At 56.8% G+C, this 13,742-nt stretch carries 7 protein-coding genes; 4 read left to right on the forward strand and 3 right to left on the reverse strand.

Translation table 11 applies throughout. The annotated features are described in order from the left end of the window. The first annotated feature begins 167 nt into the window (after nt 1–167). From RBR41_RS01700 to pbpC, 4 genes are all read left to right on the forward strand, one after another. Nucleotides 168–416 (forward strand): hypothetical protein, encoded by a 249-nt coding sequence (locus RBR41_RS01700; protein ID WP_320350487.1) that lies wholly within the window; start codon nt 168–170, stop codon nt 414–416. A gap of 136 nt (nt 417–552) precedes the next feature. Continuing rightward, the gene (locus RBR41_RS01705) at nt 553–1,107 is read left to right on the forward strand and encodes a YqiA/YcfP family alpha/beta fold hydrolase (protein ID WP_320350489.1); all 555 of its coding nucleotides are present in this window, start codon (nt 553–555) and stop codon (nt 1,105–1,107) included. Nucleotides 1,108–1,145: 38 nt separating this feature from the next. Next, nucleotides 1,146–6,830 (forward strand): alpha-2-macroglobulin family protein, encoded by a 5,685-nt coding sequence (locus RBR41_RS01710; protein WP_320350491.1) that lies wholly within the window; start codon nt 1,146–1,148, stop codon nt 6,828–6,830. A gap of 31 nt (nt 6,831–6,861) precedes the next feature. Continuing rightward, nucleotides 6,862–9,411: a penicillin-binding protein 1C gene (gene pbpC / locus RBR41_RS01715; protein WP_320350493.1), complete on the forward strand. Its 2,550-nt coding sequence runs from the start codon at nt 6,862–6,864 to the stop codon at nt 9,409–9,411. Nucleotides 9,412–9,643: 232 nt separating this feature from the next. Here pbpC and brnQ read toward each other — a convergent pair whose 3' ends face one another. The 3 genes from brnQ to RBR41_RS01730 all read right to left on the reverse strand — a co-directional run bounded on the left by brnQ (nt 9,644) and on the right by RBR41_RS01730 (nt 13,676). Then, entirely contained in the window at nt 9,644–10,945 is a 1,302-nt protein-coding gene (gene brnQ, locus RBR41_RS01720; RefSeq protein ID WP_320350496.1) for a branched-chain amino acid transport system II carrier protein, read from the reverse strand. 344 nt (nt 10,946–11,289) lie between these two features. Next, complete coding sequence (locus RBR41_RS01725; RefSeq protein WP_320350498.1) at nt 11,290–12,741, reverse strand: sodium:solute symporter family transporter; 1,452 nt, start codon at nt 12,739–12,741, stop codon at nt 11,290–11,292. A gap of 359 nt (nt 12,742–13,100) precedes the next feature. After that, nucleotides 13,101–13,676 (reverse strand): TetR/AcrR family transcriptional regulator, encoded by a 576-nt coding sequence (locus RBR41_RS01730; RefSeq protein WP_320350828.1) that lies wholly within the window; start codon nt 13,674–13,676, stop codon nt 13,101–13,103. Between the last annotated feature and the right edge of the window lie 66 nt (nt 13,677–13,742).

Here is a 13,742-nt window from a genome sequence, read left to right on the forward strand (position 1 = left end):
TTGGGCACGTATGCCACAAAAGCATACGTCTGCAGTGTAGTCGAAGTCTGCTCTGATTGCCGTATCCATGTCTTCTTGCCGCATTTTTGTTTCCATACAACTGTATCCGGCTGTTTTTTGCTCAGGCAAATTCTGAAGAATTTTCTGGCCAGCCGTGAATATTTTGCGTGAAGCAAATCTTCTGTCGGGCTGTCAGTCTGGCTGCCGTGTCGCCAACCCTGCGACAGACAGACTATTTTCACCGTGAAAAGTTTCAGTGGCAGTTCGAGCCTCCGCATGCCGTGAGGCGCACTCAGGACTTCAGCCGTGTGTGCAACAGTGCGGCCTGTTCCCTGCAGTTACTGTGGGCTTCGGCCAAACGCCTGGCACTGTCCGCATTCCTGTGCCACACCATACAGGGTTTCGCCGCGCAATGACCTTGGCAATGACCTTGGCAATGACCGTCGCAATGGCAGTGCCGCTGGTGAGTACACTGGTGAACGCAGTAATGTGTGTGCCTCAAGCCTTGCCATGCATATTTTCAACCCAGGCCCCTCCTTGGAGAAAGCGCACATGATCGCGTATGTTCACGGTTTTAATTCCAGCCCTGAGAGTCATACTTTTGGCATGCTGCGAAAATTTTTTCCTGACGCGCGTGCGCTGGACTATCCTTCAAGCGGCTTTTTTTCCGAAAATCTGGCGCGCCTGCAAAAACAGGCGCGGGATATCCATGACGCCTCATCCCCCGTTGTTCTTGTTGGCGCGTCTCTTGGCGGGTTTTATGCTTCCCAACTGTCGGCGCTACTGCTTTGCAACTGTGTTCTTATCAACCCGGTAGTTCGGCCTGCCCAGTCATTGCGGCAATTTGTAGGGCCAAACACCACTTTTTACGGTGGGCAGCACTGGGAATTCACGCACGAAATGTGCGACAGTTACTCCATCTTTGCCGATGCGCGATCTGCCCCGGTCAAGCGCATGGTGGTTCTGGGGCTGGCCGATACCCTGCTGGACCCCAAAGAGGCACGCGCCTACTGGGAAAATTGCGCATACATTCATGAAACCAACGATGGCCATAGCCTGGCGGCACTGGATGAAACTATCGTGCGCACACTGCGCGACTGGCAATAACGTACATGTTCAGCCGCCTTGTAACACGCGGAGATACCATGCTTCATAAATTCATTGTGTACAGCATTGCAGTGTGCATGCTTATAACAAGCCTTGCTGGTGCTGCTGTTGCAGGCCCGGCATACCGCATTGCCGAGCCCAGTAAGCCTGAATCCGACAGGTGGAAAAGGGCCGACGGTTTTTCCATAAGCTTTGAAATCGATATTGAACGCTGCAAAAAACAGTACGGATCGGACTGGTCGCGTCAGTGCTCCGGCCCGCCTGCCGGTCAGGAAGGCCGCCTGGTGGAAGGTGTGCGTATGACTCCGTCTGTACCTGGGCAATGGCGTTGGGGCTACGGGTCCACCATGTCTTTCCAGCCGGAAAAATCGTTGAGCCCACAGACCACATATACCATCTCTCTTGATAAGGTGCCGTTGCCGTCACGGTTCGAAGTCAACCGTCAGGTTCGCTACACGACGCAGCCGCAGGCCGTACGATTCGGCAAGGAGACCTTCTGGATTGATCCATCCCCCAAGGGGGCGCACGCTGTTTCTGTTCCGGTGTATTTTATGTGGCCGGTCAATCCCCAGAGTATGGAAGGGAACATAAGCCTGCGTCCCAGCGATGCGAAGAGTGGCCTGGCTCTTGGCGCGCCGCGGTTTGTATGGAACGAACGCCGTGATGAGGTCGTGGTTTCTGCCACTGTTACAAGCCTGCCCAGGGATAATGCCGCCGCCGTCATATCCCTTAAGGGACTGCCGGGATTCATTGAAAAAAATAACATGCGCATGGTGAAAGGCTCGGGCGACAAAGGGCAGGCAAGTTCCGAAGCGCTGCTGTATGTCACCGGCCGTGACCGCATTATGAACGTCAAGGATATCAGCGTGCGGGTTGCGTATGATACCGGGCTGGACAAGGAATTTCACCTGGTGGTGAAAACCAGCCTGCGCGTGCTGCCTTCCGAGGTGCTGCGCTACCTGGATGTGGTTCAGTTGCCGCGCACGATAACGCCAGAGGCAGGGCAGGAAGCCAATTGGGCAAAGATGCCCGCCATCAGCACCACGGACATCGCAAATGGCGAAAAACTTCAGCCGAAACTGGTTCAGGCTGCTGATGAGCCCACCGATCAGGTGATACTGCGTGTAAAAGCCGCGAGCGGTCGGGGTTTGCTGGCCGCCGTGAAGCCTGGCCTCACGTCCACAGGCGGGCTTTCACTTTCGGATGTGCGCCGTTTTATCCTTACTGTTCCCGGCATGGGAGCGGAGCTGTCCTTCTTGCAGCCAGGCAATATTCTTGCGCTCAGCGGTGATAAAAAGCTCGATATTTACGCTCTGGGGCTGACGGAAATTGACTGGCGCGCCGAGCGTGTGCGCGAACCCTTTATGGCCCTTTTGGCCAAGGACGGCAGCTTTGAAGAACCGGAAGCGGACTTTACGGTTCTGAGTGATATGGTTCAGGGGCATATCAATGTGCGCAAGAACGAGCGTGGGGATATCCCTGGCCAGGCTTTTTTTGGCGTGCTGGATCTGGCCCCGCTGCTGCAGGGGCAGGGCGGTCTGCGGCACGGTCTTATGCGCATGGTGCTCACAGGGCGCGATGGCGACAAGCAGGTGGCTGAAGCCACGCGCCTGCTGCTGGTCACTGACATGGGGCTCAGTGTCAAAACCGCCTCTGACGGAACAAGGGCGGTGTTTGTGCAGAACATTGCCACAGGCAAACCCGTGTCCAATGCCGAAGTGCGCCTTCTGGGGGCCAATGGTTTGCCAGTATGCAGTGCTGTGACCAATGCACAGGGGCGTGCCGATCTGCCCTCCACGGTTGGACTTGAAAGGGAAAAACGCCCTGTGGCGCTGGTAGCCCTTGCGCCCGCCCAGGGTGGGGGACAGGACATGGCCTGGCTTTCCCTTGACGACAGCGCCCGTACTGTGGATTACAGCAATTTTTCCGTGTCGGGCCGTCATGCCGCCAGCAACGGCCTGAGCGCCTCGGTTTTCAGCCAGCGCGGGTTATACCTGCCTGGGGAAACGCTGCACTTTGGCTGCGTGATACGCAGGTTTGACTGGCAGGCCCTGCCCGAAAACCTGCCGCTGGAAGCCGTGCTGACAAGCCCTGCCGGAACGGAAGTCATGCGCCGTTCCTTTGCTGTTGGCCCGGAAGGGCTTCAAAACTTTACCTGGACCAGTTCCGAAGACGCCGCTGTCGGGCAATACCGCATGGATATCCGCCTCGCTTCGGACAAGCCCGGTTATGGTGGCCCGGTTCTGGGCAGTGTGACCACGCGGGTAGAGGAGTTTCAGCCAGACACCCTGGCCCTTGCCGCCAGTTTTGAATCCAGTGCGCCAAAGGGCTGGATACGTACTGGCGAAAACATGCCTCCCGCAATGGTGCTGGCCCGGCTGGACAATCTTTACGGTGAGCCTGCCGCCAACCACCGCATCCATACCGCCTTTCATGCGCGTAAAGGACTGCTGCGCTTTCCGGGGTATGAAGACTACGCCTTCTATGACGCCCTGTCTGCGAGCGTGCAGGATCAATACATGGATCTGCCCGACGCGTTCACCGACCCCAAGGGACTTGCCAGGCTGGCCTTGCCCCTCGGCAAACTGCAGGGCAGCACCTTTTACGGCACAGTGCTGATTGAGGGCTTTGAACCCACAGGCGGCAGGGCCGTTACGCGGCAGGTGTCAGCCCTGTTTTCACCGCTGGAACTCGCCCTGGGCTACAAGCCCGAGGGGCAGGCCAACAACCTGGACTATGTGCCGCAGAACGCCAAGGCTTCCTTGCGCTTTCTGGCCGTCAACAACGAGCTTGCGCCCACCGCCCTGCGTGACGCCGAGATCGTGTTTTCTGCCCGGCGCTATGTGAACAGTCTTGTGACCGATTCTCGCGGAGAATACCGCTATGACGCCACTCCTGTTGATACGGAGATTACGCGCCAGACTGTCAGTCTTGACGCCAAGGGACTGGTCTGGCCCCTGCCCACAGCCGAAGCGGGAGATTATCTGGTCACAGTGCGCCAGAACAACGGCCATGTGCTGGCTCTTGTTCCGTTTTCCGTTGCGGGCACGCGTCTGGCCGAGCCTTCTGACCTTTCTACCCGCTCCCTGGCCAAGGGCAACCTGCGCCTTAAGCTTGAAAAGGAGCAGTACACCCCCGGCGAGACCATCAAGATGAGCCTTTCCACGCCGTATTCCGGCACAGGGCTCATAACCATTGAAAGGGAAAATGTGCTGACCCACGCGTGGTTCACGGCTCAAGCCGGTGAAAGCGTGCAGGAAATACGCATACCTGAGGGTTTTGAAGGCCGCGGCTACGTTAACGTGTCCTTTGTGCGGTCGCTTGGTTCAGAAGCCATATACATGAATCCCCATTCCTTTGGCGTCGCGCCCTTTACCGCTGGCGTCAGCCAGAGAAATATGGGGCTGAAGCTCAGTGCCCCCGCACGTGTGCTGCCCGGTGAAAAAATCACTGTGCGCGTAAGCTCGCGGGTGCCGGGCAAAGCCCTGCTTTTTGCTGTGGACGAAGGCGTGTTGCAGCTTACAGGCTTTACCACGCCCGATCCTCTGAATGACCTTTTGAACGACAGGGCTCTTGATGTGGCCACCATGCAGGCCTTTGACCTGCTCATGCCCGACCACGCGCGCCTGCAGGGTCGTATCCCCGGCTTTGGCGGCGACATGGCCGGGGCGGGCGGCCGTTTTCTCAATCCCTTCAAGCGGCGGGGCGAGCCTCCTTTTGCCTTCTGGCAGGTACTGGCGGCCGTCAATGCCGATGGGACGGATGTAACCCTTACCATTCCCGAATATGTGAGCGGGCGCATCCGCATAATGGCCGTTGGCAGCAGTGCCGCGCGCGACGGAGCCTCCACGGCCGGTAATGCGCAAACCAGCACCGAAGTGCGTGGAACGCTCATCCTGAAACCTCTTCTGCCCCTTGCTGTCGCACCTGGCGACGAGTTTGACGGAGCATTGGTTGTCGCCAATACCGTAGAGGGCAGCGGCAAGGATGCCAAGGTTGCCATAAAGATGGAGTGCGGCCCCGAGCTGGTGTTCCTGAGCGGCCAGAATCCGCTTCCGCTTGAAATCAATGAAAACGGCGAGGCTGTGGTGCGTTTTCGCATGCGTGCGCAGGACAGCCTTGGTTCAGCGGACGTGCGCTTTACCGCCAATCTGGAAGGCAAGGGCAAGGCCGAGAGCGTTCGCAGCCAGAGCCTTTCTGTGCGTCCTCCTGCGCCGCGTGTGCGCACCGAACAGGTCGTGCCCCTCAAGGACAGCATGAACGTGTCTGTGGACAGAGATATCTATCCGTATGAAGCACAGGGGCAGGCAAGCGTCTCGGCGCTTCCCCTGCTTGGGTTGCGCTCCTTGCTGGACAGGCTGGATACGTACCCTTATGGCTGCACCGAACAGCTCATCAGCCGGGCAATGCCCTATGCCTCCCTGCTGGGCAATCCCGCTTTGCGTGAAAAGGTTCTGCTTGATCCCAAGGCATCGCCAGAAACGCTGACAAAGCGCGGCAATGCCGTCATCAGCGCCGCCCTTGCCACCATACGCAGCAACTTTTCCTACTATGAGGGGGTGAGTCTTTGGCCATCAGCGCCAGCCAGTGATTTTGTGACGGCCTATGCCGGGGACTTTCTGCTTACACTGCGCGAAAGCGGGGTAGCCGTGCCTGACGGTCTGACCCGTAACATCCTTGATGCGCTGGAAAACACCGTGCGCAGTGCCCCGGTGGATATCGACGATGGCCGGGTCAAAGTCTATGGCGCATGGGTTCTTTTACGCGACGGGCGCATAATGACCCAGGAAGTTGAGCGGCTTGAACAATGGTTCAGTGAAAACACCAATGGCTGGGACAGGGAACTTGTGGCGGTGCTTCTGGCAGACTGCTACAAGATGCTGCGCATGGAGCGCCGCGCCCAGCAGCGCATGCCTGTGACGTTTACTGCAGTCACCACCGACAACATGCTGGACGCAGGGGCTGCCAGGGCGCTTCATGCCGCAGTCATACTGCGACATTTTCCAGAGCGGCGCAAAGAGATCAACGTCGCGGGCCTGCTTGATTCCGCATTCAACACCACAGCCACAACTGTCGATATGGGGCTTTTGTCCCGCGCTCTGATACTGCTGGCAGAAAAGAATGCGCCTGCGCCTGTGGGCATTGAGCTGACCTGCACCCGCTATGGTCAGGACTTTGCGCCTGCTGCTGGCAAGGCCGAGATGCTTGGCTCCGTCCTTGAACTGAACGCGCCCGGCTGCCTTGCGTACAGTGTGAAACTGCCCAAGGGCGACTCTGGCTGGAACCTTCACACCGCAACTGAAGGCTTTGAGCGCAAGCCGCTGACTGCCGCTGCCAACGGGCTTGAATTGCAGCGGCGCTATCTCAACAACAGCGGCGAGGCCGTCACCAGCGCCAAGCTTGGCGAGGTGCTCACCGTGGAACTGACCGTGCGCTCTGCCGATGAATACAGCAATGTGGTTATGGTAGACCTGTTGCCCGGCGGTCTGGAGCCTGTGCTCGAAAAAAGCAGCAAAGAAGCCCAGGAGGGGCTTATCCGTCATGAACGTCGTGAAGACCGGGGCATCTTCTTTGTAAATTCCGGTCTTGCCCCGCGTACGTTTACCTACAAGGTACGCGCGGCCACCAGAGGGCGCTTTGTATTGCCTTCGGCAACGGCTGAAGCCATGTACGAGCCTGCCATCAATGCCCGTCTTGGCGGCGGGCAAATGATCGTTGACTAGGCACGGCCATTAAGCAAAAAAGCAGGGCAATGTGCCGGAACCCAAAATCGGCCCGGTCATTGCCCTGCTTTTTCTGTTGGACAGTGCGAAAAAGGGCAATTTTACCCTTAAATTTTTCAGGCAGTTGTATGAAAGACGCCACAAAATATCTTTATCTGACAGCGCAGACACGGTAACCGAAAATACTTATTCTACCAGCATGACAAAAGAAACGGCAACAGAGCCCCAGCAGGGCGAATCCGGCTGTAAAGGATCAGGCAACGCGCTTTCACGGCGTACGTTGTCTGTTTTTCTGCGCAAAAAACGCTGGTGGTTTCTGCTGCCTGTTGCTTTGCTGGCTCTGTTTATGCTCTGGCTGCAACTGGCGCCGTGTCGGCATCCTCTGGAAGGCGTCAGCTTTTCCCGTGTGGTGCGCGACAGCAAGGGCGGGCTTATGCGCCTGAGCCTGTCGAAGGATCAAAAATATCGCGTATACACTCGCCTTGCCGATATTCCTCCGGCAGCGGTGGACGCTGTGCTGCGCTATGAAGACCGCTATTACTGGTACCATCCAGGCGTCAACGCCCTGGCGCTGGCCAGGGCGGGCTACGGACTTCTGACGGGTAAGCGCCTCATGGGGGGATCTACCATCACCATGCAGGTGGCGCGCTTAACTTATGGGCTGGAAACAGGAAAAATCGGAGCCAAGCTGCGCCAGATACTCCTGGCTGTGCAACTGAACTGGAAGTTCAGCAAGGAGGAAATCCTTGAGGCCTATTTCAACCTTGCTCCCTATGGCGGCAATATTGAGGGTCTTGGCGCGGCTGCCATTGTCTATTTTCACAAGACGCCTGAGGAATTGACGCCCGGGGAGAGCATGTCCCTCATGCTGGTGCCGCAAAATCCCGTTCAACGGCGTCCAGCGCAGGATAATCCGCATTTCACAGCAGCGTTGCACAGGCTGGAGGCCGCATGGCATGGGCGCAAAGAACACGCTCCGCTGCGCGTGTTCGGGGTGGGGGATCTGCCTTTTGCCGCACCGCATCTGAGTACGGAACTTTTGCAGCAGCCACAGGGCGACAACCTGTTGCGCACAACCATAGACCCTGCCAGCCAGAAAAAAATAGAACGGCATTTGCGTCTCTTCACGGCCAGGCAGCAGGCCTATGGGCTGACCAACGGCGCAGCGCTGCTGGTGCACTGGCCCAGTATGGAAGTTCGGGCTCTTGCCGGTTCCGCCGACTTTTTCAGCGACGGCATCATGGGGCAGATGGACGGCACCCGCGCACGGCGTTCGCCTGGTTCCACGCTCAAGCCCTTTATCTACGCCCTGGCCCTGGATCAGGGGCTGATCCATCCCCTGACGCTCCTGGCCGATACGCCGCGTAGTTTTTCGGGCTATGATCCAGAAAACTATGACGGTAGCTTTCGCGGCCCCATAGGAGCGGCCAACGCCCTGAGAAGCAGCCGCAACGTGCCCGCCATCGCTCTGGCGGCACGCCTGAAAAATCCAAATTTTTACGGCTTCTTACATAGCGCTGGCGTTGCGTTTTTGTCAGAAGAAAACCATTACGGACTCAGCCTCGTGCTTGGCGGGGCGGAAGTGAGCATGCGCGAATTGGCTGGTCTGTACGCCATGCTGGGCAACAAGGGCGTCTGGCGGTCCTTGCGGTTTTTACATGACACAGGCCGTGAAGATACCGCCTTGCCACTGCTGTCGCCGGAAGCCGCCTTTGTCACCCTTTCCATGCTGGAAGACGGCGATCCGGATCGCCAGGTTCGTTCGCAACGTGGCGCGACGCTGCCGCTTCGCCTTAAAACAGGCACATCCAATGGCTTTCGTGATGCCTGGGCAGTAGGCATGGTGGGGCCCTATGTGCTGGTGGTCTGGCTGGGGAATTTTGACAACAGGCCGAATCCGCTTCTTGTGGGGGCCATCTCGGCGGTGCCGCTGTTTACGCAAATTGCGCGTGAACTGGCTGCCTCCGAACCGATGCAGGACCATTTTGCCGAACCGGCGCACGGTTTGAACGTGGAGCAGATCGAGGTTTGCGCCGCTACGGGCGACCTTGACACTTCGTTGTGCGCGGACGTTGCAAAAACCTGGTTCATTCCCGGTGTTTCGCCTCTTGCGCCATCAGGAGTGTTCCGCTCCATACTTGTGGATAAAACTACCGGACTGCGGGCCTGCATGCCGCAGGAAGGCCGCACGGAAGTGCAGACATGGGAATTCTGGCCCACGGATCTTGCGCAGATGTTTGCCCGTGCTGGCATGCCCAAGCCGGAGCCGCCGCCATTTGCACCCGAATGCGGCGGCAAGGACGTCGCTTCGGGCACTGCCCCGCGAATTGTCCAGCCCAAGGACGGTTTGGTGTACAGGCTGAGTTTGAGTGACAAGGGCAATGAAAAGCTGGCGTTTATTGCTCATGCCGAGGCTGGCGTCAAACACCTGCACTGGTTCGTCAACGGGAGTTATCTTGGCAGCAGGGCGCCGGGCGAAATTCTTTTGTGGCAGGCTGTGCCTGGCGATGCCGAAGTCCGTGTGGTGGATGATGCCGGGCGGGCGAGCCAGAGACGTCTGCACGTCCGCGTCACGCCGTAGCAGGTAGAAAGATCTTTTTTGCGACGAAATATCTGATGTCTTTTAAAATGCCGTGATGCTGGAAGACGCGGTCTATGAAGCCCGGTTCAGAACTGAAAAATCGTTGTGCTATACTAAAACACACTAAGAGTTTTGGGGGGAGGGGGCGTGGGGGAGGAGACCCTTTTGCAAAAGGGTCCCTCCCCCACAAAGCATTTCAAAAAGCATTTTACTGTATCCCCCCAACAAAGCATTATAACAAGCACTTTGGGCGGCGCACAAAGTAGCCGATCATGCCCAGAACGCAGGCTGGCGCAATCCAGCCAAGACCGGCAGAGCTGAAGGGCAGGTGAGGGGTGATCACCAGGGGCAGGCCGTACTCTTCCAGAACGTTGAGGCCGCTGGCGAGAAGGGCTCCAGCCGTGGCGAACCTGAAAATGTTGTCATTGGCGATATGTTTGTCGAAAAGCGAAAGCACAATGACCACAAGAGTGCCAGGGTAGAGAAAGGTAAGGATGGGCGCTGCAAAGGCAATGATGTTGTCCAGGCCGAAATTGGAGACAACCATGCTGAAAAGTCCGGTGCCGATCACAATGGTTCTGTAACTGAGCCGCCCCTTGCTGAACTGGGAGATGAAGGTTCCTGTTGTTCCGATCAGCGCCACAGACGTGGCCATACAGGAAACCGTGACAATGACGGCCAGCAGAACCGTGCTTGCGCGGCCAAAGAGCCTGCCCACCAGGTTGGTGACCAGGGTCCCTTTTTCCATATCCACGGGGTAATAGGTTGAGCCGGTGGCCCCCAGATAGCACAGGCCAAAATAGATGACAAAAAGCAGGGCGCCAGCTACCAGGCTGGCAATGCCCACGGAGAGGGCTTTTTGGCGGCCTGTCTCATACCCCTTGTTTTTCAGGGCGGTAACGATAATCAGGCCGTAGACCAGCGCCGCCATGACATCAAGGGTCTGATAGCCGGAAAGTATGCTGTGCCACGCCACATTGTCATCGCGCACCACATCGCTGACGGGGCCAATGGGCATGTACAGGGCGGCCGCCACAATAAGCAGAAAACCGCCGATCTTGATGGGAGAAAGGTAACGGGCAATGACGTCTACCATGTTGGATTCCCTGAATGCCAGCATGGTGGATATGCCAAAAAAAGCCAGTGAATAAATGACCTTGGCGGAGCTTATACCCTTGGAGGAATACCCCAGGGGTGAAAAGGAGATGGCAAAGGCTGTGGCCCCGGTACGGGGTATGGCAAGCAGGGGGCCAATGCAAAGGATGATGGCGCACATCATGAGCATTGCCGCCGTGCTTCCAAGGCGGTGCATGATGCCTTCTTTTTTGTCAATGCAGGAAGAAGCCAGCATGGCGTAAATGGCCAGAAAGGCCAGCCCCACATCCGCCATGTAGTAACAGAGAAATCCCAGAAACCATTCCGGCCCTGCCGTCAACCCTATGTATGGGGGGAAGACCACGTTGCCTGCGCCAAAGAGCATTGAAAACAGCGCTGCACCGACAATTATGGAGTCACGGACAAGAGATGGCTTCATTCTAAGTACTCACAGGCTATGCCAAATGGCGCGCGTGGGGCAGGCGCACTTCTGGACGCGGGTTACGGGTTTGAGCACGAGCTCCTTGCGACTGCTCTGGCGGCTGCGCGAGCAGCGTTCGCCGCGACAGTATATGCGTGGTTAGCCCGCGTTTTGAGCGCCCATGGAGCGGCGTTGCGAGGCTGGGAAAGGGCAGAGCCAGAGATAGCAGAAGTCGCAGCGTCATGCCAGCGTTCATTTTATGAAGCAGATTCCCCAGCGCACATTTATGGCGTAAAAAAGCGCCCGCAGCGTTGCCTAAAACGGCTCTGCGGGCGCTATACACGCTTTCGGTTGCCAGGTTGTTATGAACCGGCGTTGGGCGCGGGCCAGAACGTGGAAGCCTTGCGCCCCTCATGGTCCAAGGCCCATCCTGTGAACCAGCCCACCAGCGAACAAGCCAGGCCCACAAAGAAGGGCGGAATAAGCGCAGCCTGCATCCCCAAAACAGGAGTGGGGGAGACGGCCTTGTTAGCCAGCAGATACCAGAGCAGACAAGAGGTAAAGCCGAAACCGCAACTCATGCACGCGGCAAGGGAACTGCGTTTGCCAAAACGCACCAGCGCCAAATAACTGATAAGCACGGTCGAGCCTACTATGCTCCAACTGGTGGTACACAAAAGAGCAATAAGCTGGCCCTTGATCTGGGCGCTGCCGCCGGAAACCAAAACACAAAAGACAATGCCCAGAAACCAGGAAAATCTGGAGGCTGGTTTGCCGGGCAGGTCTTCTGCAATGGCTGACACTGCGATATGAAAAAGCGCGGTAGACGTCGACAGTGAGGCGGACACAATCGCCAGAACAAAAACCTGAAGCCCGGCGTTGGGCAGAAGCATTTTTACAAGATGAGGAATAACCTCGTCGGCCGAGGCAATTTCCGGCAGGATTATGCGTGAAAGGGCCGCCACAAAATAGGTTCCGCCCACAAGTACGGTAAGCACGAGCATGGCCAGCGGGACGATGCGTTTAATCTGGCGCGGGGAATGGAGCGCAAAGTGTCGCTGCATCATCTGGGGTTGCGACCACACCGCCACAGATGTGACCATGACAAGAGAAAGAACAAACCAGCCCTGTTCACCTATGGAAAGCGCGAGGAAACCTTCATTGGCGCGTGCCGTGGGAGCAATTTTGGCCAGTTGCGCAATGCCTTCAATGGGGCCGCCCACCCTGTAGAGCACTGCCGATATAAGCAGGACAATGCCCACCAGCACGACAATACCCTGCATGGCTTCGGTGTAGAGAACCCCGCGCAACCCGCCAATAAAAACCACAACGCCAACAACCGCAGCCGCAATCCAGACCAATATCCATACGGGGATGGGCAATATCTGGGCAAGCATGAGCGCCGCCCCTTTGATAACCGCCGAAGCGTAGACGCTAAGAAAAATGGCGAATATCAGCGCAAGGGCCTTGCCGAGCATGGGGCTTTTGTGTCCCTTGGCAATAAGTTGCGTGGGCGTCCTGGCTTGCAGGTTGCGTTGACAGATTTTGGTAGGCCACGCCAGATAACGGTACACGAACCATATTCCAAGCCATACGTTGCCGGCAGCCACCAACAGCATCTGCAAGCCGTACATATATGAAAGTCCGCCGAAGCCCACCAGGGCAACGGCGGAAATGTAGGTCGCCACATAGGCCAAAGCCAGAATGACGAAACCCACACGGCCTGAAGCCATGGCATCATGCCCTTGGCCCTTGCGCGCGAGCCAGATGAAGACCGCGATGTAACCGAACCAGATGAGAGCGTCGCCCAGCATGTCTATCCCCTTTGCGTCTGGCGCACCAGGTTGATGAGCGCCAGAAAAAAGGAGCCGACCAGTAACGCAATTGCGATGAGTACTGGGGTGTCTATCAACTGTAGCGTTGAAATCAGGTCCATGAGCCCTCCGGCAGATAAAAAGCGCAGAATCAAAAAAGCCGCCGACCCCTGTGGTCGGCGGCTATGTTGCCTGAATCAGCAAAACGGCCATAACTCCGCATCCGGGGGTCAGTGTATGACTCCGGCAAAATAATATCGAAAGTCGCGGATGGCGCTTAGTAGTTTCATAACTGAGATCTACATTTTCTTCATGCTACTGTCAATAAAACCATGCCGTGGCATGTGGCAGTACCAGGCTCAGGCTTTTATGGATCTGGCCACGAAATCAAGCACATCCTTGTACAGGGAGGGCATGGCATAAGGGGTAAGCACTCGGGTACGGTTGGCGCCGACCATCAAGGAAATGATCACCTGCGCTGTGGAGTTGCTGTCAACCGTAACCAGGCTGCCATCCTCGATGCCGCGCACAATGACTTTTTCCAGTTCCTGATGCACCTGAGAGAACATGGAATCCATGATGTCGCGGTCAGTCTTGGTTTTCATGTCGCTGTAGGGTGAACAGCGCACAAGAACCAGCCAGTTGGAGTCCTTGTCGATGGAAAAGTCAAGATAGGCCTTGCAAAAACGCATGACGCCATCAAAGCCCGAATCGGCTTCGGCCGTGGCCTGGCGTAGCCTTTTTAGAAAATGCTCCAGTACATCCAGCCCACAGGCCAGAAAGAGCTTTTCTTTATTGCCGTAATGATGCGTTAACAAGCCTAACGCAACTCCGGCCTTGTCTGAAATCTTTTTGAATGTGGTTTCTACATAGCCACATTCTCCAAACAAATCCTTGGCCGCTTGAAGTAATGATTCTTTTTTACTTTTATTCATCATAGTTTTCGCAGGCACGGTTGGATGGTCATTCAGCAATTTTACTGCTACTTTATTAAGTTAGCT

The organism is Desulfovibrio sp., from assembly GCF_034006445.1.
Lineage (GTDB): Bacteria > Desulfobacterota > Desulfovibrionia > Desulfovibrionales > Desulfovibrionaceae > Desulfovibrio.